General features: G+C 28.7%; 30 protein-coding genes, 1 pseudogene and 1 other annotated feature. Of the genes and pseudogenes, 18 read left to right on the plus strand and 13 right to left on the minus strand.

Annotation, left to right across the window (positions count from 1 at the left end; all coding sequences use genetic code 11):
* Positions 1-19 precede the first annotated feature (19 nt).
* Both ACYUEW_RS02275 and ACYUEW_RS02280 read left to right on the plus strand, forming a co-directional pair.
* Positions 20-1,054, plus strand: coding sequence for a 5-methylcytosine restriction system specificity protein McrC (locus ACYUEW_RS02275; protein ID WP_460276163.1), 1,035 nt, complete (start codon positions 20-22; stop codon positions 1,052-1,054).
* Positions 1,055-1,098: 44 nt separating this feature from the next.
* A complete protein-coding gene (locus ACYUEW_RS02280; RefSeq protein ID WP_460276164.1) occupies positions 1,099-2,076 on the plus strand; it encodes a restriction endonuclease PLD domain-containing protein in 978 nt (325 codons plus the stop codon).
* Between the two features lie 22 nt (positions 2,077-2,098).
* Here ACYUEW_RS02280 and dcm read toward each other — a convergent pair whose 3' ends face one another.
* On the minus strand, positions 2,099-3,496 hold the full coding sequence (dcm, locus tag ACYUEW_RS02285) for a DNA (cytosine-5-)-methyltransferase (RefSeq protein WP_460276165.1): 1,398 nt from the start codon (positions 3,494-3,496) through the stop codon (positions 2,099-2,101).
* A gap of 162 nt (positions 3,497-3,658) precedes the next feature.
* Here dcm and ACYUEW_RS02290 point away from each other — a divergent pair, with 162 nt between their 5' ends.
* Positions 3,659-3,994 carry a hypothetical protein gene (locus ACYUEW_RS02290; RefSeq protein ID WP_460276166.1) on the plus strand — a complete coding sequence of 112 codons (336 nt, stop codon included), beginning with the start codon at positions 3,659-3,661 and terminating at the stop codon, positions 3,992-3,994.
* Positions 3,995-4,079: 85 nt separating this feature from the next.
* On the opposite strand, the gene cysK is transcribed toward ACYUEW_RS02290, so the two are convergent.
* The 4 genes from cysK to ACYUEW_RS02310 form a co-directional block, all read right to left on the minus strand.
* Positions 4,080-4,988, minus strand: a complete 909-nt coding sequence (gene cysK, locus ACYUEW_RS02295; RefSeq protein ID WP_460276167.1) for a cysteine synthase A — start codon at positions 4,986-4,988, stop codon at positions 4,080-4,082.
* Positions 4,972-5,424, minus strand: a complete 453-nt coding sequence (locus tag ACYUEW_RS02300; RefSeq protein WP_460276168.1) for an S-ribosylhomocysteine lyase — start codon at positions 5,422-5,424, stop codon at positions 4,972-4,974. Before ACYUEW_RS02300 ends, cysK begins: the two co-directional genes overlap by 17 nt.
* A 1-nt stretch (position 5,425) precedes the next feature.
* Positions 5,426-6,568 carry a trans-sulfuration enzyme family protein gene (locus ACYUEW_RS02305; protein ID WP_460276169.1) on the minus strand — a complete coding sequence of 381 codons (1,143 nt, stop codon included), beginning with the start codon at positions 6,566-6,568 and terminating at the stop codon, positions 5,426-5,428.
* Positions 6,569-6,808: 240 nt separating this feature from the next.
* Positions 6,809-7,435 carry a class I SAM-dependent methyltransferase gene (locus tag ACYUEW_RS02310; RefSeq protein ID WP_460276170.1) on the minus strand — a complete coding sequence of 209 codons (627 nt, stop codon included), beginning with the start codon at positions 7,433-7,435 and terminating at the stop codon, positions 6,809-6,811.
* A 162-nt stretch (positions 7,436-7,597) separates the two neighbouring features.
* Positions 7,598-7,847 (minus strand) — a binding site (T-box leader).
* 503 nt (positions 7,848-8,350) lie between these two features.
* On the opposite strand from ACYUEW_RS02310, the gene ACYUEW_RS02315 reads away from it, so the two are divergent.
* From ACYUEW_RS02315 to ACYUEW_RS02340, 6 genes and pseudogenes are all read left to right on the plus strand, one after another.
* Entirely contained in the window at positions 8,351-10,204 is a 1,854-nt protein-coding gene (locus tag ACYUEW_RS02315) for a glycosyl hydrolase family 18 protein (RefSeq protein ID WP_460276171.1), read from the plus strand.
* A gap of 400 nt (positions 10,205-10,604) precedes the next feature.
* Positions 10,605-10,868, plus strand: a complete 264-nt coding sequence (locus ACYUEW_RS02320; protein WP_003488836.1) for a CD3324 family protein — start codon at positions 10,605-10,607, stop codon at positions 10,866-10,868.
* 203 nt (positions 10,869-11,071) lie between these two features.
* Positions 11,072-11,845: a class I SAM-dependent methyltransferase gene (locus ACYUEW_RS02325; protein ID WP_265203401.1), complete on the plus strand. Its 774-nt coding sequence runs from the start codon at positions 11,072-11,074 to the stop codon at positions 11,843-11,845.
* A 21-nt stretch (positions 11,846-11,866) separates the two neighbouring features.
* Positions 11,867-12,052 (plus strand): annotated as a pseudogene (locus ACYUEW_RS02330) (radical SAM protein); the annotation flags it as partial.
* Between the two features lie 131 nt (positions 12,053-12,183).
* Entirely contained in the window at positions 12,184-12,945 is a 762-nt protein-coding gene (locus tag ACYUEW_RS02335) for an MBL fold metallo-hydrolase (RefSeq protein ID WP_003488839.1), read from the plus strand.
* A gap of 305 nt (positions 12,946-13,250) precedes the next feature.
* Complete coding sequence (locus ACYUEW_RS02340) at positions 13,251-13,490, plus strand: heavy-metal-associated domain-containing protein (RefSeq protein WP_003488840.1); 240 nt, start codon at positions 13,251-13,253, stop codon at positions 13,488-13,490.
* Between the two features lie 237 nt (positions 13,491-13,727).
* Here the strand turns inward: ACYUEW_RS02340 and ACYUEW_RS02345 are convergent, their stop codons facing one another.
* The 3 genes from ACYUEW_RS02345 to ACYUEW_RS02355 form a co-directional block, all read right to left on the minus strand.
* Positions 13,728-14,060, minus strand: coding sequence for a DUF6483 family protein (locus tag ACYUEW_RS02345; RefSeq protein WP_085333166.1), 333 nt, complete (start codon positions 14,058-14,060; stop codon positions 13,728-13,730).
* 87 nt (positions 14,061-14,147) lie between these two features.
* Positions 14,148-14,648, minus strand: a complete 501-nt coding sequence (locus ACYUEW_RS02350) for a cupin domain-containing protein (RefSeq protein ID WP_460276172.1) — start codon at positions 14,646-14,648, stop codon at positions 14,148-14,150.
* Positions 14,649-14,754: 106 nt separating this feature from the next.
* Entirely contained in the window at positions 14,755-16,665 is a 1,911-nt protein-coding gene (locus ACYUEW_RS02355; protein ID WP_460276173.1) for a cell wall-binding repeat-containing protein, read from the minus strand.
* A gap of 324 nt (positions 16,666-16,989) precedes the next feature.
* Here ACYUEW_RS02355 and ACYUEW_RS02360 point away from each other — a divergent pair, with 324 nt between their 5' ends.
* Entirely contained in the window at positions 16,990-18,141 is a 1,152-nt protein-coding gene (locus ACYUEW_RS02360; RefSeq protein ID WP_003488844.1) for a transglutaminase domain-containing protein, read from the plus strand.
* 161 nt (positions 18,142-18,302) lie between these two features.
* On the opposite strand, the gene ACYUEW_RS02365 is transcribed toward ACYUEW_RS02360, so the two are convergent.
* Both ACYUEW_RS02365 and ACYUEW_RS02370 read right to left on the minus strand, forming a co-directional pair.
* Positions 18,303-18,911 carry an ImmA/IrrE family metallo-endopeptidase gene (locus tag ACYUEW_RS02365; RefSeq protein WP_085333168.1) on the minus strand — a complete coding sequence of 203 codons (609 nt, stop codon included), beginning with the start codon at positions 18,909-18,911 and terminating at the stop codon, positions 18,303-18,305.
* Positions 18,912-18,998: 87 nt separating this feature from the next.
* A complete protein-coding gene (locus tag ACYUEW_RS02370) occupies positions 18,999-19,421 on the minus strand; it encodes a helix-turn-helix domain-containing protein (protein WP_003488846.1) in 423 nt (140 codons plus the stop codon).
* Between the two features lie 143 nt (positions 19,422-19,564).
* On the opposite strand from ACYUEW_RS02370, the gene ACYUEW_RS02375 reads away from it, so the two are divergent.
* The 6 genes from ACYUEW_RS02375 (at position 19,565) to ACYUEW_RS02400 (ending at position 22,616) form a co-directional block, all read left to right on the plus strand.
* Positions 19,565-19,765, plus strand: a complete 201-nt coding sequence (locus tag ACYUEW_RS02375) for a helix-turn-helix domain-containing protein (RefSeq protein WP_042386246.1) — start codon at positions 19,565-19,567, stop codon at positions 19,763-19,765.
* Positions 19,766-19,866: 101 nt separating this feature from the next.
* Positions 19,867-21,126, plus strand: a complete 1,260-nt coding sequence (locus ACYUEW_RS02380; protein WP_460276174.1) for a DnaD domain-containing protein — start codon at positions 19,867-19,869, stop codon at positions 21,124-21,126.
* Between the two features lie 18 nt (positions 21,127-21,144).
* Entirely contained in the window at positions 21,145-21,684 is a 540-nt protein-coding gene (locus ACYUEW_RS02385) for a sigma-70 family RNA polymerase sigma factor (protein ID WP_003488850.1), read from the plus strand.
* Between the two features lie 103 nt (positions 21,685-21,787).
* Positions 21,788-21,967, plus strand: coding sequence for a YvrJ family protein (locus ACYUEW_RS02390; protein WP_003488852.1), 180 nt, complete (start codon positions 21,788-21,790; stop codon positions 21,965-21,967).
* 179 nt (positions 21,968-22,146) lie between these two features.
* On the plus strand, positions 22,147-22,368 hold the full coding sequence (locus ACYUEW_RS02395) for a DUF1659 domain-containing protein (protein ID WP_003488854.1): 222 nt from the start codon (positions 22,147-22,149) through the stop codon (positions 22,366-22,368).
* A 20-nt stretch (positions 22,369-22,388) separates the two neighbouring features.
* Positions 22,389-22,616 carry a DUF2922 domain-containing protein gene (locus ACYUEW_RS02400; protein WP_085333169.1) on the plus strand — a complete coding sequence of 76 codons (228 nt, stop codon included), beginning with the start codon at positions 22,389-22,391 and terminating at the stop codon, positions 22,614-22,616.
* A 63-nt stretch (positions 22,617-22,679) separates the two neighbouring features.
* Here ACYUEW_RS02400 and ACYUEW_RS02405 read toward each other — a convergent pair whose 3' ends face one another.
* From ACYUEW_RS02405 to ACYUEW_RS02415, 3 genes are read right to left on the minus strand one after another with little or no spacing between them, the layout of a single operon-like run.
* Complete coding sequence (locus ACYUEW_RS02405) at positions 22,680-22,886, minus strand: IS3 family transposase (RefSeq protein WP_093481290.1); 207 nt, start codon at positions 22,884-22,886, stop codon at positions 22,680-22,682.
* Positions 22,887-22,889: 3 nt separating this feature from the next.
* On the minus strand, positions 22,890-23,585 hold the full coding sequence (locus ACYUEW_RS02410) for an IS3 family transposase (RefSeq protein WP_460276199.1): 696 nt from the start codon (positions 23,583-23,585) through the stop codon (positions 22,890-22,892).
* On the minus strand, positions 23,579-23,860 hold the full coding sequence (locus ACYUEW_RS02415) for a transposase (RefSeq protein WP_085333170.1): 282 nt from the start codon (positions 23,858-23,860) through the stop codon (positions 23,579-23,581). The genes ACYUEW_RS02410 and ACYUEW_RS02415 overlap by 7 nt, the downstream gene beginning before the upstream one ends.
* Before the next feature lie 217 nt (positions 23,861-24,077).
* Between ACYUEW_RS02415 and ACYUEW_RS02420 the strand changes: the two genes are divergently transcribed.
* Together ACYUEW_RS02420 and ACYUEW_RS02425 are read left to right on the plus strand one after the other, a co-directional pair.
* On the plus strand, positions 24,078-24,554 hold the full coding sequence (locus ACYUEW_RS02420; RefSeq protein ID WP_460276175.1) for a peptidoglycan recognition protein family protein: 477 nt from the start codon (positions 24,078-24,080) through the stop codon (positions 24,552-24,554).
* Positions 24,555-24,669: 115 nt separating this feature from the next.
* Complete coding sequence (locus ACYUEW_RS02425; RefSeq protein ID WP_043031541.1) at positions 24,670-25,086, plus strand: arsenate reductase ArsC; 417 nt, start codon at positions 24,670-24,672, stop codon at positions 25,084-25,086.
* The last annotated feature ends 384 nt before the right edge of the window (positions 25,087-25,470 follow it).

Raw genomic sequence — 25,470 nt, forward strand, 5'->3', positions numbered from 1 at the left:
AATTCAAAATATCTATTATATGTTAGCATATGCGTTTAAAGTACTAAATGAGGGAAGCTATGCTAGATTATCATTAGAAGCGTTTAACAATGCATCAGAATTGTTTTCAGCTATTTTGGCTAAAGGTATATCAAATCAAGTTAAAAGAGGGTTTGGTAGGGAATACATTTATAAAAATGAAGTACTTTCAAATCCTAGGGGGAAAATAAATATTACCGATTCTATTAAAAATAATACCAAAGTTAATAACAAACTTAGTTGTGACTTTGATGAGTTATCTGCAAATGTTAGGATTAATCAAATATTAAAATCAACAGCAATATTGTTGCTAAAATCAAAAGATGTTAGTTTTAATAGAAAGAAAGAATTGAAAAAAGTGCTTATTTATTTTGATTCTGTTGAGCAAATTCCTTTAACAGAGGTTAATTGGAATCATATTCAATATCATAGTAATAATGCAACTTATAAAATGCTAATAAATATATGCTACTTAGTTGTTAATGGACTTTTATTATCGGAAAGTAGTGAAGATGTTCTTATTAAACAATTTTTCGATGATCAAAAAATGCATAGTTTGTATGAGCATTTTGTATTGGAGTATTTTAAGAAACATTATCCTCAATTAAATGTATCTGCACCTTACGTAAAATGGAATACTAATGACGATATAGTTCGATTTTTACCTATTATGAAAACGGATATTACCTTAGAATATAAAGGAAAGGTATTGATTATTGATACAAAATATTATCAGCATTCTATGCAGATAAGAGAAAAGTATGGAAGTCAGACGGTTCACTCAAACAATATTTATCAAATTTTTACGTATGTAAAAAATAAAGATGTAGAACAAAGTGGTGATGTTTGTGGAATGTTATTATATGCAAAAACAGATGAGTCTATGTCGCCAGATTTTAGATATCAAATGAGTGGAAATACGATTTGGGTTAAGACATTAGACTTGAACCAAAAGTTTATTAATATAAGTAATCAATTGGATGGCATAGTATCTGACTGGTTTCCAGATGGAAATATAATACGATATAATGAGTAAATATTTTTGAAATAGTATAGCTGAAAATAGAGGAGGTATATTATATGTGCACTAATCTTGCGAAAAGTATCTTATTTAATCCTTTGAACTTAGATGTAAACCGCTTATGTATTCTATCGGGGTATGCAACACCAAATATGGCATCGTGGTTTATAAGAAATGTACATATAAACACTACTAGAAGTATCGATGTATCATTGATCGTTGGAATGGTTCCTTATGATGGATTGAGTGTGAGTATTCATGATGGATTTAAAGAATTGATGCATGAAGCAATGCCGACAGGTATTAGCAGTTTTAAGTGTAGTTATGTAAGTGAAAATCCACCTGTACATACTAAATTATATATATGGCTTAAAAATGATAATCCAGTTATTGCTTTTACTGGTTCTGCAAATTTCACACAGATTGCGTTTAGTAAGGCAAGAAAAGAATATATGGTAGAGTGCGATCCGATAGAAGCTTATAATTATTATTTTAACGTGGAAAATAGTACAATATTCTGTAATCATTCAGAAGTTGAAGATTATGTTATTCTTCACCCAACACACCCAGTATTAGACTTGGAAAACCGGCCTCAGAGAAGTTTAGACGGCACTGGAGTCCAGTCAGTTTGTTTGTCCCTATTATCACGAACAGGAGAGATAGGTACAAAATCAGGATTAAATTGGGGACAAAGAAATAAACGTAATAGAAATGAAGCATATATTGGATTACCTGCAAGTATAGTACGAACAGGATTTTTCCCTTTGGACAAGCAACACTTTACAGTTATAACAGATGATGGACATCAGTTGATATTACGTGTTGAACAAGAAAATAATAAGGCAATAACTACACCCCTTAGTAACGCTCAACTAGGAGAGTACTTTAGAAATAGACTTAATATTCCTAATGGAGAATATATATGGCGTAAGGATTTAGAACAATACGGAAGAACTGACGTAACATTTTACAAATTAGATGATGAACAGTATTATATGGATTTTTCTAAAAATGGAACAGAGCTGATCGTAGATTAAACTGTATCCAGCTCTGTTCCTATTATTCATTTATATTGGCAGGAATATTTTCATACTCAATTCCAGCAAATGAATTGAGTATTGCTTCAAAAATAATTTGAGCACCTCTACAAGGAACAGCCATTCCAATTTGTTTACGAACGCTTTCTTTTGAACCTAAAAATTCGTAAGTATCTGGAAAGGTTTGAAGTCGTGCACGTTCTCTATTTGTTAAAGCACGTGGCTCCTCCCAGTGGTAAATATGTGTTCCGCCGCCACCGCTTCCGGTTACTGTGTAAGCAGGTCTTGTAGGATCTAAACGCTTATAAATTTGACTTATTTTGGCCCCTTTAACATTAAGCCTTAGTTCTTCAGGTAAGTCGGCAGTAAAAGCATTTTGTCCAGGAAGAATATGTTGTAGACGGCGTACAACAACATCTGACTGACGTGTTCTTTCATTGTTGAATGCATCATCTGGAATCGGCGGATTCTCGATAGAATTTCTACAAGTGTTATCTAAATGAGCATAAGGAGCAGGGGATGGAACGTGATATACAATATCTAAATCGTTACGTATGCCAACAATAATAATTCTGTGTCTTGCTTGTGGTATACCATACTCCTCAAATTTATATAGGTGAGGAGTAAGAGTGTATCCTGCATTTCTTAGTTCATCTAATATTTTGGCGAATGCTCGACCATCATTAGCATTTCGTAATCCTCCTACATTTTCTGCTAAAAACCACATAGGTTGAAATTGTTTTAGTGCTTTAATTCCATAAGAATATAAAGGGCCAAATACGCCATCCATCCCTTTTTGCTCACCTACAACACTATAATCATTACATGGAAATCCAAATGCTAAAGCATCAATTGGTGGTAAAGAAGTCATATCAAATTTACGAATATCTGCATGATATACAGTGTTAGGGTGCTCAGGACATATATTGCGGCGATAAGTTTCACAGGTATCTTTATCATAGTCGTTAGACCATTGATGAACGATAGAGAAGTTGTTATCAGCGATACGTGCATTAGTTGCCCCCCAAGCTATTCCACCTGGTCCACAGAATAATTCTCCTAATCTAAAGTTCATATTTTTAACCCTTTCAGTATTGGCTCGTTGTTTCGTAAGAAGATTTATCTGCTGTTGAATGAGTTCTTTTTCTTCATCAGTTAACAAATCTACATTAAGGAATACTTTTTTGTAATTTAACAAATCTGATTTATCAAGAAATCCAGCTAAAGTAAATAAATTTATGACATCAACATTATATAAATTAGCTAGCTTTTTTAGCGTAATTGCAGATGGTTCTTCAACTGAACCACTTTCAATTCTACTAAGTTTAGAATTAGTAATTGATGTTTCTTTATATACATCATTCATACTTAAGTGTTTAATTTCTCTTAAGGAGCGTAAGTATAATCCCAATTCAGACATAACATCACCTCGTAATGTATTATAACATTGCTGCTGCGATAATGCAATAATTATTTGATTTTGCTGCTATATCGTAACAAATATAGGAGAAACGGAACCATAGGTACATCCTATATTAATAAAAACAAATGTGTGTATAATCATGGTATGGGAGGTAATAACATGTTAGAAGTAGCATATTTAGGGGAAAAAGAAATTTTGAAAGCTATACCACAGGAAGTTCAAGAAACAATACTAGGAATATTACAAATACTAGATATAGGATATGGAGCTAATAGAAACAAGTATGAAGATGATGGAGGTTATGTAATAATTGCAAGGAAAAAAGAAGATTTTAGAGAAATAAAAGCTAAAACATATATTGATTATAAGAATGTTATAGTTGAATATATAGATAAGATAGAATGTAGAGGTAGTAAAATTTATACCAATTCTTCAATATTATGTAATAATGAGTATGCCATATCAATAATAATTCCATTAGCATTAACACCATAGAATTTAAAAGATTATATGATTGATTAAAAAGTCTTAATTACCAATACAAATGATAATTAAGGCTTTTTAATATTAGTTATAACATCTAATAAATATTCTTACTAAAATATCTATCTCCTCTGTCAGGAAGAATAGTAACTATATTGCCTTTGTCTATTTCTTCAGCTAACTTTAATGCAACGGATACTGCAGCGCCAGATGAACTACCAACAATAAGACCTTCCTTTAAGGCTAGAAGTTTAACCATCTCATAAGCTTCTTCATCATTAACTTTTATAACTTTATCCACTAAGTCCATATCCATAGTATCAGGTATAAAGTCATTTCCAATGCCTTCAATATCATAGGATTCTTTTTCTCCACCGCCCATAGTAGAGCCCTTTGGGTCAGCTAAGATTCCTTTAATATTTTCATCTTTTTCTTTAAGAAATTTCATAACTCCTGTAAAAGTACCGCCACTTCCAGCACCAGAAACAAAATAATCTATTTTACCATCCATATCTTCATATATTTCTGGACCAGTTGTTTTATAGTGAGCAAGGGGATTTGCTTCATTTTCAAATTGTTTTAAACTTATGGAGTTTTCTATAGTTTCTAATAGTTCATTAGCTTTTGCAACAGCACCTAACATGCCATCTTTTTTAGGGGTATTTATTATTTTAGCACCTAAAGCTCTCATTAATGTTTGCTTTTCCACGGAGAATTTTTCAGGAACTACAAATATTACATCGTATCCCTTATTTATTGCCGCAAGAGCTACTCCAATTCCAGTGTTACCAGCAGTGGCTTCAACTATTGTATATCCTTTTTTTAGTTTCCCTTCTTTTTCAGCCTGTTCGATCATATAAATTCCTATTCTATCCTTTACACTTCCACCAGGATTATTGGTTTCAAGTTTTACAAAAACATTAACGCCAGGTTTAATATTTAAATTGTTAAGTTTTAGAATAGGGGTATTGCCTATAAGTTCTTTAATACTATCTAAATACTTCATTGCTAATACCTTGGTTTAAAACATGTTTTGCATATTCTTTTGCTGAAAATAGGGAATGATCTCTATAGTTTCCGCACTGAACTGCATTAGTTGCAGGAACTTCTTTTGTTTCTATAACTTTATTTAATGAGTAATTTAGTGCTTCAATAACAGTATCAACTTCAACTTCTCCCCAAGCTATCAAATAAAATCCTGTTCTGCAACCCATTGGAGAAATATCTATGATATTATCCATTTTTTCTCTCATATAACCTGCTAGTAAATGTTCTAGGGTATGAACTGCGCCAGTTGGCATTTCTTCCTCATTAGGTTGTGAAAATCTTAAATCAAATTTCGTAATTGTGTCACCCATTTCACCTTTTTGAGTTCCACATTTCCTTACAAAAGGGGCCTTAACCTTTGTATGATCTAATGAAAAACTTTCTACTTTAACCATTTTATCTACTCTCCTTAAATGCATTTTTTAAATCTTCTATTAAATCGTCAGCATTTTCTATACCAACGGATAATCTTATTAAATTATCTACAATACCAACTTTTTGTCTTAATTCATAAGGTATAGCACCGTGAGTCATAGAAGCTGGATGGCAAGCTAAAGATTCAACTCCTCCTAAGCTTTCTCCAAAGGTTACCATCTTAAGACCTTCAAAAAACTTTTTATAATCATAACCATCTTTAAGAACAAAGGATATCATTCCACCATATCCATTAGCTTGTTTTGATTGAATTTTATGTCCTGGATGAGTATCAAAACCAGGATAATATACTTTTACTACTTCATCTCTTTCTCTTAAAAATTCAGCAATAAGTTTTGCATTTGAATTGTGTTTATCCATTCTTATTGCTAATGTTTTGATTCCTCTAATTAAAAGGAAAGAATCAAAGGGTGCTAGAATTCCACCAGTAGAATTTTGTATAAAATGAAGTCTTTCAGCTAGTTCTTCACTATTTACAACGGCAATACCTGAAACTATATCACTATGTCCTCCTAGATATTTTGTAGCACTATGAATAACTATATCTGCTCCAAGGCTTATTGGTTTTTGTAGGTAAGGAGTCATGAAGGTATTATCAACTATAGTATATATACCTTTTTCCTTAGCTATTTTTGATATTGCTTCTATATCAGTTATATCCATAAGAGGATTAGTAGGAGTTTCTATATATATAGCTTTCACAGTTTCATCTATACTATTTTTTACTTCATCTAAGTTAGAAGTATCAACTATAGAATATTTTATATCAAAGTGGTTAAACACCTTATCTAAAACTCTAAAAGTTCCACCGTATACATTATTTGAAATTACTATTCTATCTCCTGACTTAAATAGTGATAAAACAGCGGTTATAGCAGCTAATCCTGAAGCAAAGGCAAAACCTCTATATCCTTCCTCAAGTTCTGCTACAAGTTTTTCCAAAGCTTCCCTTGTTGGATTTCCTGTTCTTGAATACTCATATCCTGTATTTTCTCCAAACTTAAATTGTTTGTAAGTTGAAGTTTGATAAATAGGTACATTTACTGCACCTGTATGCTTATCTCCATCTATTCCACCATGAATTAATAATGATTCAATTTTCATTTTTTTATTCCTCCTTAAAAATTAATTGTGATTACAGTTCTTACTTGTTTTTTTAGATTGAAATAACTTTAATGTTCAGTTATTTCAATCTAAAATTTTATTATTCATTTTCAAATTGTGTTATGATGTTTGTTTCTTTATATTTATATTTAAATTTTATTACAATTCGCTTCTTAATATTATTTATTAATTAGATTTCATTATAATTTAACTTCTTAGTTACTTATTAATTAGATATTATTATAATTTCACTGCACTAGCTAAAAATATACCTGTCTCAGTGTATTCACCTTTACTTGAATATCCCTTACAGCTTAAATTTGTATTTTCTATTTCTATATTTTCAAATCCAGCATCTTCTAACCAATTTGTCATTTGTTCCTTTGAAAATCCAAGCCATTCATCAAACATTTCTTCCTTTGCCCATTCACCATTGTGCTCTCTAACATCTGATATAACAACTACTCCATCCTTTTTAAGAACTCTGTACATTTCTGCAATAGCTTTTTTTGCATCCTTTATATGGTGAAGTGCCATGTTTATAAATACTACATTTAGTGATTCATCAAATATTGCTAAGTTATCAAGGGATGATTTTATAGGATATATATTTTTATAATCTTTTTTTGAAGCAGAAACTGATAATTCCTTAAGCATATTTATAGAATTATCTATAGAAAATACTATGCTTGCTTCGTTTGCCACCGCTAATGAAACAAAACCCGTACCACAGCCTAAATCACCTACAATTTTATCTTTTATATTAGTTATTGATAAAATTTTATACTTTAATCTTTCTTCAAAATACTCACTTCGTATTACATTCCAATTTGGTGCTATAGAATCAAAATACTGTAAAGAATTCATAATAATCCTCCTATAAATTAATTTAGTTCTGTTAAGTTATATGAATATTAATTTTCCTCAACCTCTCCAAATATAATAGATTCATCACAAATACATTACTTGCTAGGGGAGAGAGAAATTAATAAATAAAGCTAATAATAAAAAAGCTTCTGCCTCTAAATTTTTAGAGGCAGAAGTTAACTTCCGCGGTTCCACTCTAATTATTATTGTAAGAAATATACAATACAATAACATCTCATTTTGATACAATAATACCTCAACGCTTTAACGGGCGTACACGCTGTCGTCTACTATATTTCGAGACAGTGCTCAAAGATGCATTCACATAAGTTACACTTAAAATCCCTTTCAGCCAAGAAGATTTCTCTCTGTTAGATTACCTTATGTTACTATTTCTTATCATAGCATTTATCAATACCTAGTATTCCTATGTGATTACTTGATTAATATTATAATAGAGTATTAGAATAATTTTGTCAACTAAAATATTTAAAATTTTTTCTAGTATTTTTTATGTAATTTTACAAATAATCTTTCAGTTTTTTCTAATATTATTTTTGTATATTAGGTAAAGGTTCTAATTATATAGTTTTTTGTAAAGTTAGGTAAGTATATGAAAGTTAGAAAAATAAATATTTTATTTAATATAGAAAATAAAATGTTTATACTATATTTTATAATTAATTAAATATAATGTATGAAATTGTTTAAATATGTTTTTATGGTTATTTATGTAAAGAACTCAGAAAGGTAATCGAGAAGATAAATATATTAAAAAAATGGAGGTGTTAGATATGAATGATATTAATTTGAATAGTTACTGAGACAATATAGCCCAAATTCATATTTGAAACCAAATAGCAAGATTATCATAGCATAGTATTATAATATAGAAATAAAATAGGAGGATTTACAATGAAAAACACCAAATTAATAAAATTAGTAGCTGGTATTATGGCTGCTACATTTTCACTGTCGCTTTTGACAACAAAAGTAGAGGCAAAAAATATTGAAAATAAAAATACTAAAAATGAAGTTAAACAAACTGTTAATAATAAAGATTTAGAAAGAAAGTTAATTGGATATTTCCCAGAGTGGGCCTATAATAGTGAAGCTCAAGGGTATTTTAAGGTTACTGATTTGCAATGGGATTCTTTAACTCATATTCAATATTCCTTTGCAATGGTGGATCAAGCTACAAATAAAATTAAATTAGGGGACAAACATGCCGCACTGGAAGAGGAATTTAAAAATCATAATTTATCTTATAAAGGGAAAAAGGTAGAGTTAGATCCAAATCTCCCGTATAAAGGACACTTTAATTTATTACAAACTATGAAAAAACAATATCCTGATGTTAATTTGCTTATATCAGTAGGTGGGTGGGCTGGAAGTAGAGGATTCTATACAATGCTTGATACGGATGAAGGAATAAATACCTTTGCAGATTCTTGCGTTGATTTTATAAAAAAGTATAACTTTGATGGTGTTGATATTGACTTTGAATATCCATCTTCAACAAGTCAGTCAGGAAATCCAGCGGATTTTGACTTATCTGAACCTAGAAGGGTTAAATTAAATGAGAGATATAATATACTCATGAAAACATTAAGGGAAAAAATAGATGCGGCTTCTAAAAAGGATAATAAAGATTATATATTATCTGCTGCAGTTACAGCATCACCTTGGGTACTTGGTGGAGTCAAAGATAACAGCTATGCTAAGTATCTAGATTTCTTAAGTGTTATGTCCTATGACTATCATGGCGGATGGAATGAATATGTTGAAAATTTAGCAGGTATTTATCCAGATCCAAAAGATAGGGAAACTGCCAGTCAAATCATGCCAACACTTTGTGTGGATTGGGCTTATAGATATTACAGAGGAGTTTTGCCACCTGAAAAAATATTAATGGGTATACCATACTATACTAGAGGATGGGAAAATGTACAAGGTGGACAAAATGGACTTCATGGATCAAGTAGAACCCCTGCATCTGGTAAGTATAATATCTGGGGAGACGATTTAGATAACGATGGAAAGCTAGAGCCAGCAGGTGCTAACCCATTATGGCATGTATTAAACCTTATGGAAAAGGATAAAAATTTAAAAGTATATTGGGATGATGTAGAAAAGGTGCCATATGTTTGGCAAAATCAAGAGAGAGTTTTCTTATCTTTTGAGAATGAAAGATCTATTGATGAAAGACTTAATTATATTAAAAATAAAAATCTAGGTGGAGCATTAATTTGGGTTATGAACGGTGATTATGGATTAAATCCTAACTATGAAGAAGGTTCAAGTGATATAAATAAAGGTAAGTATACTTTTGGTGATACTTTAACTAAGAGATTAAATAATGGCTTAACTAATATGGGAGCATGCAATAAAACACCAGAGGATTCTAATAATTCACTAGAACCTATAAATGTTTCAGTGGACTTCGGTGGTAGCTATGATCATCCAAATTACACTTATGATATAAAGGTGAAAAATTATACAGGCAAAGAAATTAAAGGAGGATGGGAAGTATCCTTTGATTTACCAAAGTCAGCATTATACAAATCTTCTTGGGGAGGAAACTATACTTTAAAAGACAATGGAGATTTTACTACAGTTACAATAAAATCTGGTAACTGGCAAAATATTAATGCTGGTGCTACCGTTAATCTCCAAGGGATGATAGGATTATGTTTCTCAGATGTTAGAAATATTAAATTTAATGGCATGAAACCTGTAGGAGATCAAAAAATTATTCAACAAAAATAGAGATAGAAAATTAAATTATAAAGAAAAGTAAAATAAAACAGTGCCTATGTATTTTATAATGCAAGGCACTGCTTTATTTAATTAAAAGGATGAAATCATGCAAGATGAAATATGAACAATGATCTGTGTAAAACGAATAATATGTTGTTCCATATCTGTTAAATATAGTATAATTTAATTAATACTTTCTAACGTTAATATATTTAATATTAGCAATTATGGAAGATGAATAAGTTAGGAGGAAAAATAATGATTAGGAGGTCAAAAAATTGATTTACTCCATGCAAAGCCAGTGTGTGATTGAAGCGGCGCTTTGTATGGAGTATTGAGCTGCTAGTAGAAGTTCGATACATATGGCTTTGTATCCTATTTATTTTAAATATTTAGGGGTGGAGCTTGTATGAAATATCAAAATGCAAATAAGGTACTGCCTAAGCATTTATTGCTTGAAGTACAGAAATATATTCAAGGGGAATATTTATATATTCCTGCACTAAAATCCAGCTATAAAAAATGGGGAGAGAGATCAGGAGCTCGTAATGTTCTGATACATAGGAATAAGGAAATTATGAGTAAGTACAAACAGGGTTCTGCCATGACAGAACTAGCAGATGAATATTGTCTTTCTATCCATTCAATAAAACAAATAATTTATAAAAAATGATTAAAGGGGTGCAAATATGCGCCCCTAATTCTATAAAATGATATAGAATCATATTTTATCTTGAGTATACTATAACGGAAGAATACAATATTATTTAGAAGGGGTTTAGAGTTAGGGGGGAGTTTTGGCTAGACTTGTAAGCGTGATATAAATAATAATACAAAAAGTATTTTTGCAAACTAAAATATTAGAGAGGTGCAGTAATGAATAATAGGAAAGTAATTATACAAAATGAAATTGCTTGGGATAAGCGTGTAAACGATGGCATGTGTTGGACAGTCCCAGTGACAAGTGAAGATATAGAAAAGGCACGTAATGGAGTATTTGGAATTAAATTGACCGCCATTAAAAACGTTCCGAGGGAGTGGTTCCCACAAAAAATGGAGGGACTTAAAATTCTTTGTCTTGCTTGTGGTGGAGGTCAGCAAGCACCAATTTTGGCAGCTACTGGAGCAAATGTAACTGTCCTTGATATCTCATTAAATCAATTAAAGCAAGATGAATTTGTTGCAAGTCGTGAAGATCTTAATTTAAAAACTGTTCAGGGGGATATGTGTGATCTATCACAGTTTAATAATAATAGCTTTGATATGGTATATTGCCCAGTTTCAGTTACATATATTCCAGATGTTTTACCTGTATTCAAGGAGAGCTATAGAGTATTAAAAAAAGGTGGATTATTTCTTTTTGGAACAGTTAATCCATTTATTTATCTATTTAATGGAGAAAAGTGGGATAAGGGTATATTCCAGGTGACAAATAAGTTACCATTTAATTCATTTGATGAGCTTGATGAAAAAGGCATAGAAGAATTTGTAAGAGATAAAAATGCTATTGAATATAGTCATACCCTAGAGGCATTAATTGGGGGACAAACGAAGGTAGGTTTTCTAATTACTGATTTTTATGAAGATGTGGATAGCGACAAAATTTGCCAGTATAGTGCAAAATACTTTGCTACTAAGGCAATAAAATAAATTTAGCTTTATTGATTTTACATAAATGATAGAGTTGGTGATATTATTGACCTTATGAAAATCAAAGGGTTACCTGTAAGACTCCTTTCTAATAGATATTTACTAGGTAGAGATGAATATATAAAAGAAATTACTATCATTAAGGGATATAACGATGATGAAGCATCAATTAAGAAGATAAAAAATATTATCAAGGAAATATCTCCTAGTAATTAATAAAAATATCCTTTGAAAATTGAAGAGTGTGATAAATATATGTTATAGTTTAATAGTGAATAAATTGAATTTTGTTGTGATTTATTTACAGATTCAATGAAATGGAAAGAAGGACAAGTTAAATGGACAATTGGTTTACAATAGATCATATTGATAAGGATACACATATCATCAGTGAATACCGACATTGGGAAGAAACACATGCTTATCTTTTAAATGGTACTGAAAGAAGCCTATTGCTTGATACTGGTCTTGGTATTTGCAATATTTATGATGAAGTGATAAAGCTGACTGACAAACCAGTAACTGCTGTGGCAACTCATATTCATTGGGATCATATCGGCGGGCATAAGTTTTTTCCTGACTTTTATGCTCATGAGGATGAGTTAAACTGGCTAAATGGAGAATTTCCACTAACTTTGGAACAAATCAAGGACATGGTAGTAGATCGTTGCGATTTGCCAGAAGGTTATAATGTGGACAATTACAGATTCTTTCAAGGTACGCCTACAATGGTTCTAAAAGATAATGATATCATTGATATAGGAGGACGTTCTATTCAAGTGTTACATACGCCTGGTCATTCACCAGGACACATATGTTTTTTTGAAAAGGAACGCGGTTATCTTTTCACAGGTGATTTAGTTTATAAAGATACTTTATTTGCTTATTATCCTTCTACTGATCCGAAAGCCTATTTGAAATCAATTGAGAGAGTTGCAACACTTCCAGTAAAAAAGGTTTTTCCAGCGCATCATAGTTTGGATATACATCCAGAAATACTCATTAGAATGCGGGATGCTTTTAGACATCTGGAATCGGAAGGTAAATTGCATCACGGCAGTGGGACTTTTAAATACAAAGATTTTGCTATCTGGATATAATTACAAATTTCAATTTATAGTTTAATAATATAAGTTTATAAAAAAATGAATAACATTTTTAAATATCACATTATTGAAAAGTAAATGAATGTTGTGGTATTTTTTTTGTGCGTAATTCAAAAAAATATGGCTTAATGGAACATTATGAATAAGGTTCTATTAAAATTACAATAATATAAAAACTATTCTTAAATATAGACAGTCTTAATTAAAATTTAGAGAGTTATTTATAAAATAAAGAATAAATGTTATAATTTTAATGATAATGAAATTTGTTATCAAAACTATACAAAGGAAGTGTTCATATGTTTTTTAATAAAAAATCTACAGGAAAAGAAATAGAATTAAAAGTAGAAGGAATGATGTGCAATCATTGCGAAATTGCAGTTAAAGAAGCTCTTCAAAAAGTAGATGGAGTAAAAAAAGTAAAGGTGAGCCATTTTAAGAAAAGAGCCTTTATTACATTAGAAGAGGGGAAAGATGTTGAAGTTTTTGAATTAATACATGCTGTAAAAGCTACGGGTTATGATGCTTCTGAAATATAAGAGAATAAAATCTATAGAAGTGCACTCAAAATGCTAGCTATTTTAATCTAACATTTTGAGTGCACTTCATTAACACAAACAATCTTTAAATTCATTAGATCTATAAACAGAGTTCTTGGCTTTAGATGGAGTTTTTACTCCCACTAAAGCTTAGAAATCGTTATCCAGGGACGTACCCGCTCTTTACGCCCACTTTGAAGAAGATGGGAGTGTTAGAGCGGGTAGTCATCGGATAAATTAGTTAGCTTTAAACCTTTTTATGTCATCTAATCCTTGATAAATTTCCTCTCTTGAAAAGTTACTTTCATTCAATTCTTCATCACTCTTTTTCAGTAAGACATTGTAAAATTCCACGGCTATTTCATATACTTCAGGTGAATCATTCTTTTCTAATTCCTCAAAGATTAAATCTTCTGCCTTATCATAATTGCCTTCATAAAATAATTTATTTAAAATTATTTTAAATAAATCTGTTGAACCAATTTTTTTGGTATCAATATTTTTATCATTTTCTAAAATAGTTTTACCAAATAATTTTCCTAAGTCGTCTATAGATTTTTTAATACTCATAATATTCCACCTTAATTTTTTTATTAATGATATTGACAATTTATGTTTATTATTTGTGCAAACTCTCTTTATTATTTAATCAAGAAACTAAGCTCTAGTTAATTTTTCTATTGTTTCTTTATATTTAGGATATAGATTTAAAAGAGTATCCCTTTCAAATAATTCAAAGTCCCTAAACTCAAATCCGGGAGATACCATACAGCCAACAAGAGCATATCCTTTGTTATTCATTGCAGATCCAAAGATGTAGTTTTTAGGTACTAAAACTTGAGGTTTTTCACCTTTTTCTATATCTAAACCTAATTGCTCAGTTATAAGTTCACCTTCAGGAGTAATCATATATATGGTTAAAGGAGAACCACTATGATAATACCACATTTCATCAGATTTTAATCTATGAAAATTAGATACTTCTCCATTTCTTAATAAAAAATATATACTAGTCCACAGTATTCTTTTATCCTCAAAAGTTGTTGTTAAATCTGAATCAGTTATATTTTCAGCAGAAATAAAACTTTCTTTATAATACCCACCTTCACGATGAGCTGTCATGTCTAGTTTTTCTATAAAATAATTTGCGTCTTTCATATGTATTTCTCCTTTTAAAATATAATTTGAAATATATAGTTTTTTATTTTTACAATAATAAATCGTGATTAAATGAATTTTATGTTTTTATAATCTTAATAAATTTTTATTTGATTTTGTAAAGTTCCTCTCCAAGATAGTTAATTCTAGATATTCCTTCTCCGGTATCAAAGTATATCCATTTAGGGGTAGTCCATAAATATAGAGCTTGGGTTTGAATAAGCCTTGTTTCTCCAGTACCATCAAGATTCATTTTATATATGCCATTTAAATAAGCATCATGTTCGTCGGCGATAACAGAGTAATAAATATAATCATTGCATACATTTAAATTAAATATGTTATTATTTTTGTATTTATTTGAGGTCAGTAATGTGTTATTTGTTCCATCATTTTTTATTTTGTATATGCCATTTGAAGTACTATAATAAATATAATCATCTACTGGTTGAAAACGAATAAAAGGTTCATCAGCAATTACTCTAACTTCACTTCCATCAGTTTTAGCCATTATAAACTTAGATTCAACCTCATCAGCATTTTTGGAAATATAAATATTAGCATATATCCATCCATTTTTTATACAAAAACCATAGCCCTTATCTATAGAATGTTCCTCTTTAATATTAAAGGAGATTTTGCTTTTACTTGAACCATCAGTTTTCATTTTCCATAGCTCTGCTTCTCCATCTTCTAAATTTTTAATATAGTAAATATAATTACCCTCTAATGCTATGAAAAAAGGGAAGAAGTTATCATCGCTTAGTTTTATTTTGTTTTTTCCATCTAGAGTTGTTCTATAAAGTCCATTAGAATTATTAAATGAAAAAATATTATAATAAATATAATTTTTATCTATTATTGTATTACAAACAGGATCATTAATTATTTTAGTATCATTGCTTCCATCTTCTTTTATTCTATGTAGTGAATCTTTGTCACTTGTTTTTTTATAATATATGTATCCCCTATCATAAATTATGGAAGAACCGTTTATTTTGTTGCCAAAATAGTCTTCTTCTTTTGTGGTAAGTTTTTTTATGCTTTTGTTAGGAATAACTCCAGTTCCGCCTAATACTATAAGATTTTTATTAGAAGAATTTTTTTTGCAAATATTATATGTAAAGTTTTGTGTAGCATTACTCGGAGATTTTGACGTTAATATAATAAAAGAGGAATTTTTAGCTGCTAGAGCTGCCCCAGATAATGCATCAGGAAAATTTTCCCCAGAAGCTACATAAACATTAGTATAGTCATAATCAGTAAAATGGTTAATTATTTTTGAATTTGTATCATATCTATCTGTTCCGCCAATTCTTTCTGAAAAAGGAAATTTAGATAAAACAGAATCATTAATAACTCCAGATCCGCCGACTATATAAGATTTAGAAATTTTTTTATTACTTAAAAATTTACTTGTTTCATCTAAAAATGTATCCTTTGGGGATAATATAATAGGAAAACCTTTTTTAGCTGCTATAGGGGCAATAGAAAGGGCATCTGCAAAGCCATTTCCAGAGGCAACAACTATATTGTCACTTATAGTAAAATTATTATACATATAATTTGCAACACTTATAGAAGTTTCATATCTATTTTTACCACTTAGTCTAATAACATTAAGATTATAATTTTTTCTTAATTTATCCTCAATAGATTTAGATATGCTACCATAGCCACCAATAATAAATACTTTTTCTACTTTTAAATTTTTGATTTGCTGTATTTGATCATTATTTAATTTAGATTTAGAATTTAAAAGGATTGGAGAGTTTAGTTGTTTAGCTAAAGGAACTGCGCATAGAGCATCTGCAAAATCTTCACCGCTAGTTATTACTAAATTTTTAGAAACTGACCAACCGGATTTTACTATTTCTTTGCTGGTTTGATATCTATCCTGACCATAAAGTCTAGTAACTTTTGGAGCAGCTAATACTTTTTTAAATGGAATAAAAATAATTAAAATTAATATAAAAATTGAAGATAAAATTTTAGAAGTGATTTTTTTTGTATTCATTAATTTACATAGCCTCCTTTAAATTAAAATATATGGGTTTAAAAATGAAATTATAATGAATAGTATAGAATTTTAAGAAGTGAAATTAAAACAATACTTAATAAAATTTGAAGTTAAGAAAAAGATTAGGATAATTATAGTATAAAGTTAGTATAAAGTAAAGTTTAAATTTACTAAATGTGAACATATATGGTTTATATATTGGAAAGTAATTTGATAATCTCCATATTTTTATTGAATTATTGAGATAATTATGATATCTATAGATAGGGGAATTTTTGCTATATTTTATAGACGAAATAAATTAAACAAGAGGAGATATTGATGCAATCAAAGAAAATTTTCAAGATAATATTTAAAGTTTTTTTAGTAGTTTTTATACTTTTAATAGCAGGAGTAGTTTTTATAAACTATAGACTTAGTAGTTATGCTAAATTACCTGAAGGAGTAGTAAGGGTTACAAATAAGGAGGAGTATTATAAAGCTATAGAGAAGGCTATGTGTAATTATGATGAAAAATTAACTGTAGCTATTACAGATATGGAGGATGACTCATATTATAATATAGATACTGTTGAAAAAGTTTTACGCAATAATCCACAATTAAATGATATTTGTATTGATGCTGAAGGAAATGAAAAAGTACTTACAATTCCAATAGAAATGAACATTGATTTTAAATATTCAGAAGATGTGAAAGTATTAAAGAATAGAGAAAAAGCCGTACAAGCTAAAGTTAAAGAAATTATAAGTAAAGTAATTAAACCAGGAATGAAAGATTATGAAAAAGAATTAGCACTACATGATTATCTAGTTAATAATGCAAAATATGATGTTAGAATTGATAAGGGCTCTATGCCTAAGGAATCTAACACGGCCTATGGTGTATTAATAAATAAATTAGGGGCTTGCGTTGGATATTCCGATGCTATGAAAAGACTTTTAGATGCTGCTAACATAGAATCGAAAATTATAGTTGGTAGTGTTATTACGGAAGAAAATTGGAGTGGACATGCCTGGAATTTAGTTAAAATTGGAGGACAATATCACCATTTAGATGTAACTTGGGATGACCCTATAAATGAAGATGGTTCTAATACACCTAGACATACTTATTTTAATATTTCTGATGCTCAAATAAAAAAGACTCATCAATGGGATGAAAAGAGTTATCCTAAATGTAACAGTACAAAATTTAACTTTAAAAATTTAGGCTTATCAGAAAAGGATGGTAATGGAAATACAATATTAACAATACATAATTATGATGAATTTTATTCTACTATACAACAAGCGGTGGTTAAAGGAAAAAAAGATGTAAGTATAAATATATTAAACTTTAATAAAGATGTATATGATTTAGAGAATGTAGTTAATAAAGTTTATAGATCTATAGGTAAAGAGGGACCTTATTCTTGGGTAGAGGAGGAAGATGATATAAATAATTCAAAAATAATTACCTTAACTTTTGAATAGAAAACACTTTGATAATAAAGATATAAAAAAGATACCTGTGTGAAAATCACAAGTATCTTTATTTTTGACATTAAAAAACAATTTTAGTATCATTATAATTTATAATTGTAAGCTTTTTAATTTATTTAGAAAAATGTTTAATAAATTTTGTAACAATTATCTTAGAAACTTATTTCTATATTTTCATAGCTTTTAAGTCTTGAATATGTTAAATTAGAGCATTTAATATTGGTTAATCTTTTTAGTACAGCGCTCTCTGAAACATTAAAATATTTTGCCACTTCTTTAATAGATTTAAAATTACCGGTGTATATTTTGTTTTTAGGCATAAGTATTTTGCCAGCAAATTCGTCAGCCTCTAATTCTTCTATATATAAATCCCTTTCTGTTTTACAGTTTTGTGGTAATTCATGATGTCTTAAATAAATATGACCTAGTTCATGAGCTAATGTAAAGTTAAGTCTGCAGTGTTTGGAAATTTTGAATGGATAATGGATTTTATTTCTATTAACAATTATTAAAAAACTATTATTTTCTTTTGAATATACTGTAGCTACATCAAAACTATCCGATAAATTAGCCATTGATTTTATTTGTATAGGTAAACTTTGATTTTTTTCAATTTTTAATATAAGTTCAACACAATCTAAGGGCCAATGTTTTAATTTAAAATATTCTATAAAAATTTGTACTCTTTTATTTATATAATCAATCCTATGCTTAGGGATTTTATCTAAAGTATAATATTTATTTTTATAATAATTATCCATGTGATCCCTCCATATTATAAAAGAACAAATGTTCTATAGTTCTATTATAATACGAATCAATTACCAAGTAAAGGAAAAAACAAATAATTATTTATTCTTGTTTTTAGTTAAATAAAAGTTTGCAAATTCTTTTATAGCTTTTATATCTTCTTTAGGTAATTCACAGGCAACTCTATTCATAATAGTTAAAATTTCAGAGTCTTTATCATGGATAGTTTTTGCTAATCTTATGGTGTCTGCTAATTCTCCATCAGCCTTTCTAAAAATATGTTCAGTATATTTTTCATGCTCTATACTTTCATCAATATAACCTGCTTTAATCATTAATTCACCATAACTTATTCCAAGATGTGGTGCTAGTGATTTTAATGTATTAGGTGAAGGATTTCGGCGCTCACCAGATTCTATGCGGGAAATCTCTGTGTTGCTTATATGAGAGAGTTCAGCAAGTTGCCTTTGAGATAATCCTTTTTCTGTTCTAATATTTTTAAAAAATTCACCAAATTTCATAATAACAATCCTCCTACAAAACAATTATACAATAAATGTTACCGATAGGCAATAGAAATAGCAGTGATATATTTGACATGTGGTTACAGTATCTGGTAAGATTGTATTGTAACTTAATAGAAACAAAAGTGGAGGGATATAAATTGCAACCTAATAAAAAATATATTTTAGAGCTTATTAATAAAAATAATTGGTCACAAAATAAATTTGCTAAAAAAGCAGGAGTTTCAAATGCAACTATAAGTAGGTGGATTAATGGAAAAAGGGGGGCTGGTCCAGAATTAATAGCAGGTATAATTAGGGCTTTTCCTAATGAATCTATAAACAAGCTATTTTTTTTATAGATGTTGTTGCTGTCAGGTTACAAAAGTCAACAGATTAATGCTAAAAAGAATAGTCATCGGATAAAACATTAAAAATAGTATTGTATAAGGGGGATATAATAATGGCTAAATACAGACAGCTTTATACAGAATTTTGGAAGGATGGTTTTGTGGTGGAATTAGAACCAGAAGAAAAATATTTTTATCTCTACTTATTAACTAATGCTAATACTTCACAATGTGGAATTTATGAACTACCTAAAAAAATTATAGAGAATGAAACAGGATATAATAGAGAAACTGTGGATAATCTTATTAAAAAATTTGAGGAATATAAAAAAATAATTTATTCAGAAGAAACTAAGGAAATTATTATACTAAATTGGTTTAAATATAATGAACCTAATAATATTAATGCTATTAAATGTGTGAATAAGGAACTTAAAAAGATAAAAAACAGAAATTTTGTTAAGGAATTATATTCTCAATACTCTAAAAGTGGATTAGAAGTAGATAAATTATTTTATGAAATAGAAGATAGTTTTATTAAGGACAAAAATAATAAAGTTAAAGATATTTATATTTCAATAACTGACCATGGTAATAGTGACTATGGTTATAAGAATATAAATAGAAATAGTAAGTTTGAAAATAAGTCTATAGATATAGATAAAAATATTGAAATAGAAACTAGTAATAAGCATATTGCTAGGGGGGATGAAGGGGCTTATAAGGGTTCTGTAAGTAAAGAAATAATAAATAATAAACAAAAAGAAATAAATAATAAAGAAGAAGTAATAAGCAATAGTTGTTGTAGTAATAAAGAAAAAGGGAGTAAATATAATAATATAAACAAAAATAGTAATTGTGAATTTAAAAGTCAAGAAGAGCTTAAGTTAAATAACGCTGTAAAAAGTGATGATTTTAATAAAGATGTAGATATAACAACAACTACAGGAAAGAATGCAACAGCTACAGAGGAAGAAGTAGGTGAAATTGAATCTTGTAGAGCCAATGTTAAAAACATAAGGGATGTTATAGCTGTTTTTGAAAATAATATACACAAAATGGCGCCCATAGAGAGGAAAAAAATTATAGGTTGGAGTAATAAATTTAGCTACGATGTAATTGTTATGGCTATAGAAGAAGCTATATTTAATAATATAAAAAACATAGGATACATAGAAAAAATTTTAGATACTTGGTTTTCTAAAGGTTTAACTTCTATTGAGGATATAAAATCTTACAAAGCAAGATGGAAAGAAAAAAAGAAGAAAACAAAATCTAAAGAAAACACTGTGGATAGATGGAATGATTTTGAACAAAGAGAATATGATTTTGAAAAGTTAGAAAGAAAGTTATTAGGCTGGGAAATGGCTTAAAAAAGAGGGGGGTTTTAAATGTATAATTTACTTGAAAAATATAGAAATGGTGATATGAGTGCTTTAAATGAAATTATAGAAAATTTTAATCCACTTATATTGAAAGAGGCATCAAGATGGAGAATAGGATGTTATGAGTATGAAGATTTGGTGCAACATGGTTATCTTTCAGTTATAAAGGCTGTTAATATGTTTAAAGGTGAAGAAAGTAAGTTTGTTCCTTATTGTATAAATGCAATTAAAACAAATTATAAAGCTCTCTTAAAAGGAGAGATAAAGCACCATAGAGAAATACCAGATGAAAATATATTAAATAAAGGCAATGAATATATGTTTACCATAGAGGATGAAATAATAGCCTATGAAAAAACAAAGGAGATATATGAAGCAATAGATAAGCTTACACAAGAGGAAAAACAGGTTATAAATGATTTTTATATTAAAAATAATAGTCTTAATAAAGTAGCAGAGGACACAAATAAAACTTATAATTCCGTAAGATACACTAAAGATAAAGCAATAAAAAAACTGCAAAAAATACTTGAAGAGCATAGTTAAGGATAGAGTAGAGGAAATGTAACTCAGATTCATACTTCATCTGAGCAAGTGATTTACACCAAATCGTAGATTTGGGTTCTCTACTTAAAGGGTGGTGAATTCCATGTATGACCAATTAATAATGCTTATAAGTAATGTGGGATTTCCTATAGCAGTTACTCTATATCTTTTATTAAGGATAGAAAAAAAGCTTGAGGAATTGACTAAAGCTTTAAATTCCCTTGATAAATCTATACTTTCAGCTATAGAGCACCAAAAAGATGAGTATTTCACTAAAAAGTGAGATGCTCACTTTTTATATTTAGAAAACCACCTGTTACGCGGATATGTTCAGAATATCTTTAGTTATGATTACGTAAAAAAATATCCTCCTTTTATTAAAAAAATCACTGCAGTTTATATCTCCTAGTCATATATATAGGTGAAAACAAAAACAAACAAAAAATAAGGAGGTAACAAACTATGGCAGTAAGTAAAAATCTTTTAGAAAGAAATCTGGCTCTAGAATATCAAGATGGCTTAGATAAGAAAGGAAAGGCCATCATGAAAAAGGCTACCTATAAAAATGTAAAACTAGCTGTAGAACCAGAAGCACTTATGGAGGTAGTGGATGCAATAAATCCATTAATGCCAGAGGGCATATCAGAAGCTAGGGTAGTAGAAAATTACGTATTATTAAAATAATTAAAAAGGGGGTATAACTTATGAGTACAAAAAAATATTTAAATTTAGTCTTTAGAACTACAGAGGATTCTACTTCAACTATAAAGATCCCAAAGGTTAAAGAGGATGTAACAGAAGAGGAAATAAAAAATTGTGGTAAGTCTATAATAGATCAGAACATATTCCAAACTAAAAATGGAGATCTTTCAAGTCTTAAAGTTGCTAGGATTATAACAACAGATACAGAAGAATTTAAAATAGAAGAATAATTTAAGAAGCTCTCACATTGTGAATATGACCCTGTCAAGTACACAAATATAAAAAAGCTCTCTTTAAGAGGCATGAGTTCGATATTCAACTGGACTCATGCCAAATTTAAGTTGTATACGTTCGTTATTGTAAAAATAAATATATTCATCAATTAGTTTAGTTAATTCATGAATTTCAGCAGTATCAATTAAATATATTAGTTCTGATTTAAGATTACTAAAAAAACTTTCTATAGGTGCATTATCCCAACAATTTCCCTTTCTAGACATAGATTATATGATCCCAGAATTTTTAAGTTGATTGCAATATTTTTTATGCGTATATTGAAATCCCTGATCAGTGTGTATAATATATTCCTTAGGCAAATCCATATTTAAAAGTTTATTTACAGTTTTTTGAACTAAAGATATATTGTTTCGAGTGCTAACATCATAAGCTACAATTTCACCATTAAATAAATCTTTAGCAGCATTTAAATATAGAAATTTTTTTGCTTTTTTATTAATAGGAATATAAGTTATATCCATACATATTCTTTGTAATGGCATATTTGCAGTAAAATTTCTATCTAATAAATTATCCATAATATTTGATGACTTAAATTTACGTTTATATACTTTTTTACGAATCACTGATTTAAGTCCTAATTTCTTCATTAATCTATATACTCTTTTATTATTTACTGGAAAATTCAATATTTTATTTAAATAAATACAAATCCTCTTTCTCCCATAAGTACCTCTATATTTATTATGTATTTGGATAATATGTTTTTTTATGATTTTATTACGTTTATCCCTATCGGTAGAAATACTAAATCTATTTAACCATTTATAATAACTACTTCGCGAAACACCAGCGAGTTTACAAAGTTTAGAAATACTATATTTATTAGCTAAAGATTTAATAACATTAAATAAATTTCCTAACTTTCTTTTTCCGATAGGGAGTATAACTTTTTTTAAAATTCATTTTCCATGCGCAAATAATTTAATTCTTCTTCTACTGAATGAAATTTTGTTTTAGATTTACCTTTTCTTGGGCCAGTGGCTTTACCACGATTTTCTTCGTCAAATGCAGTATTACCTTTATCTTCGTATAATTTAACCCATCTCTGGATTTGTGTTTTACATTTAACATTTAGAATTTTAGCAACTTGAAGAGCACTCATACCACTATCAATATACATATTTACGGCCTTTAATTTTAATTCTTTACTATATTGGTTATTCTTTTTAGACATATAAAAAACCCCCTCACGGTAGATACTTTAGCACCATTATAAGATGCTTTCTTTTTTTGTGTCTACTATAAGGGGATTATACTACATTGTGAGGGCTTTTTATAACTAAATTTTTAAGATTAGGTGAAGTTTTATTAGAATAATTACTTTTATTTATTGGCACAGTAATAAAATAATCTTTAATAACTCTATAAATTTAAATAAAGGGGGAACAGGTATGTATATCATAAATTCAAATTTAGATTTTAGGGGATTAACTTATGGTAATAATCCTAAAATGATTATATTACATCATGCAGAAGCCTCAGGTTGTAGCATACAAGATATTCATTCATGGCATTTAAATAATGGCTGGAGTGGTTGTGGATATAATTATTTTATAAAGAGGGATGGATCCATTTATAAAGGTAGACCAGATAATGCTATAGGTGCTCATTGCCTAAGTTATAATGGCGTGTCTATTGGCATTTGTATGGAAGGAAGATTTAATGTAGAGGAAATGGGCAATTCTCAATATAATTCTTTAAAAGAGGTAATCTGCTACTTACAAAATAAATATAACATAAATAAAATATATGCACATAGAGAATTAAATCAAACAGATTGCCCAGGAAACAACTTTCCTTTAATTAGAATAAAAAATGAATGTCTAGGTGGAACTTCAATTAATAATAATAAAGCAATGAGAGAGTAAAGGTTATAATTTTCTTAAAAAGGTATCTCAAAAGTGTATAATTTTCAATTTTATATTGAAAAATTATAAAAAATACAATATGATTATAAAAAAATATTTAAAGAGGTGATTTTTTATGAAACCCAAAGTAGCCTTTATATGCGTTCATAATTCTTGTAGATCTCAAATGGCAGAAGCTTTAGGAAAGCTATTTGCATCAGATATTTTTGAATCTTATTCTGCTGGAACAGAAACTAAACCAGTAATAAACCAGGACGCTGTAAGAATTATAAAAAAACTATACGGAGTGGATATGAATGAATGCCATACTTCCAAGCTTTTAGATGATATTCCTGAAATCGATATTGCTATAAAAATGGGATGTAATGTGATATGTCCATTTTTACCAGCAAAACATACAGAGGATTGGGGGTTAGAAGATCCTACAGGTAAAAGTGATGAGGAATTTATTAATACAGCAAAAATCATAGAACATAAAATTAAAGATTTAGCAAATAGAATTAAAAATAAACAAATCGATTTAGATAAGTAAATGTAGATAAAACATATAAATTTTTTATTAGTGAAATTAAATTAGAAAAATTTATTTGGTTACAAATTAGTATGATTTTTCAGAACGTTTTTAAAAAAATTTATAATATACATTACTATATTTATAAAAGAGACTATAGGGATTAATGACCTATAGTCTCTTTTTTATTAGAATAAAAACATTATCTATATAAAAATTTTAAAAGCTATATTTGCAAGGTTAATATTTTCATGTTCACATTTAATATATTATTTGCATAATATACTCCTATATAGATAAATGTTTATGTATCAGTATATTTAATGTTGATAAACATAAAACATATTGACATTATATAGAGTGTGATCTATACTATATATAGATAAACATCTATATAGGAGGGGT

Source organism: Clostridium sp. CTA-1 (assembly GCF_054768215.1).

Bases quoted from the DNA above. Each gene is read 5' to 3' on its own strand.
- ACYUEW_RS02415 (WP_085333170.1), bottom strand. From the start codon at position 23,860: ATGTCTAAAAAGAATAACCAATATAGTAAAGAATTAAAATTAAAGGCC.
- ACYUEW_RS02355 (WP_460276173.1), bottom strand. From the start codon at position 16,665: ATGAATACAAAAAAAATCACTTCTAAAATTTTATCTTCAATTTTTATA.
- ACYUEW_RS02320 (WP_003488836.1), top strand. From the start codon at position 10,605: ATGAAATATCAAAATGCAAATAAGGTACTGCCTAAGCATTTATTGCTT.
- ACYUEW_RS02365 (WP_085333168.1), bottom strand. From the start codon at position 18,911: ATGGATAATTATTATAAAAATAAATATTATACTTTAGATAAAATCCCT.
- ACYUEW_RS02395 (WP_003488854.1), top strand. From the start codon at position 22,147: ATGGCAGTAAGTAAAAATCTTTTAGAAAGAAATCTGGCTCTAGAATAT.
- ACYUEW_RS02350 (WP_460276172.1), bottom strand. From the start codon at position 14,648: ATGAAAGACGCAAATTATTTTATAGAAAAACTAGACATGACAGCTCAT.
- ACYUEW_RS02305 (WP_460276169.1), bottom strand. From the start codon at position 6,568: ATGAAAATTGAATCATTATTAATTCATGGTGGAATAGATGGAGATAAG.
- ACYUEW_RS02290 (WP_460276166.1), top strand. From the start codon at position 3,659: ATGTTAGAAGTAGCATATTTAGGGGAAAAAGAAATTTTGAAAGCTATA.
- ACYUEW_RS02325 (WP_265203401.1), top strand. From the start codon at position 11,072: ATGAATAATAGGAAAGTAATTATACAAAATGAAATTGCTTGGGATAAG.
- ACYUEW_RS02420 (WP_460276175.1), top strand. From the start codon at position 24,078: ATGTATATCATAAATTCAAATTTAGATTTTAGGGGATTAACTTATGGT.
- ACYUEW_RS02380 (WP_460276174.1), top strand. From the start codon at position 19,867: ATGGCTAAATACAGACAGCTTTATACAGAATTTTGGAAGGATGGTTTT.
- ACYUEW_RS02335 (WP_003488839.1), top strand. From the start codon at position 12,184: ATGGACAATTGGTTTACAATAGATCATATTGATAAGGATACACATATC.
- ACYUEW_RS02275 (WP_460276163.1), top strand. From the start codon at position 20: ATGTTAGCATATGCGTTTAAAGTACTAAATGAGGGAAGCTATGCTAGA.
- ACYUEW_RS02315 (WP_460276171.1), top strand. From the start codon at position 8,351: ATGAAAAACACCAAATTAATAAAATTAGTAGCTGGTATTATGGCTGCT.
- ACYUEW_RS02340 (WP_003488840.1), top strand. From the start codon at position 13,251: ATGTTTTTTAATAAAAAATCTACAGGAAAAGAAATAGAATTAAAAGTA.
- ACYUEW_RS02345 (WP_085333166.1), bottom strand. From the start codon at position 14,060: ATGAGTATTAAAAAATCTATAGACGACTTAGGAAAATTATTTGGTAAA.
- ACYUEW_RS02360 (WP_003488844.1), top strand. From the start codon at position 16,990: ATGCAATCAAAGAAAATTTTCAAGATAATATTTAAAGTTTTTTTAGTA.
- ACYUEW_RS02405 (WP_093481290.1), bottom strand. From the start codon at position 22,886: ATGTCTAGAAAGGGAAATTGTTGGGATAATGCACCTATAGAAAGTTTT.
- ACYUEW_RS02425 (WP_043031541.1), top strand. From the start codon at position 24,670: ATGAAACCCAAAGTAGCCTTTATATGCGTTCATAATTCTTGTAGATCT.
- ACYUEW_RS02390 (WP_003488852.1), top strand. From the start codon at position 21,788: ATGTATGACCAATTAATAATGCTTATAAGTAATGTGGGATTTCCTATA.
- ACYUEW_RS02310 (WP_460276170.1), bottom strand. From the start codon at position 7,435: ATGAATTCTTTACAGTATTTTGATTCTATAGCACCAAATTGGAATGTA.
- cysK (WP_460276167.1), bottom strand. From the start codon at position 4,988: ATGAAGTATTTAGATAGTATTAAAGAACTTATAGGCAATACCCCTATT.
- ACYUEW_RS02370 (WP_003488846.1), bottom strand. From the start codon at position 19,421: ATGAAATTTGGTGAATTTTTTAAAAATATTAGAACAGAAAAAGGATTA.
- dcm (WP_460276165.1), bottom strand. From the start codon at position 3,496: ATGTCTGAATTGGGATTATACTTACGCTCCTTAAGAGAAATTAAACAC.
- ACYUEW_RS02280 (WP_460276164.1), top strand. From the start codon at position 1,099: ATGTGCACTAATCTTGCGAAAAGTATCTTATTTAATCCTTTGAACTTA.
- ACYUEW_RS02300 (WP_460276168.1), bottom strand. From the start codon at position 5,424: ATGGTTAAAGTAGAAAGTTTTTCATTAGATCATACAAAGGTTAAGGCC.
- ACYUEW_RS02400 (WP_085333169.1), top strand. From the start codon at position 22,389: ATGAGTACAAAAAAATATTTAAATTTAGTCTTTAGAACTACAGAGGAT.
- ACYUEW_RS02385 (WP_003488850.1), top strand. From the start codon at position 21,145: ATGTATAATTTACTTGAAAAATATAGAAATGGTGATATGAGTGCTTTA.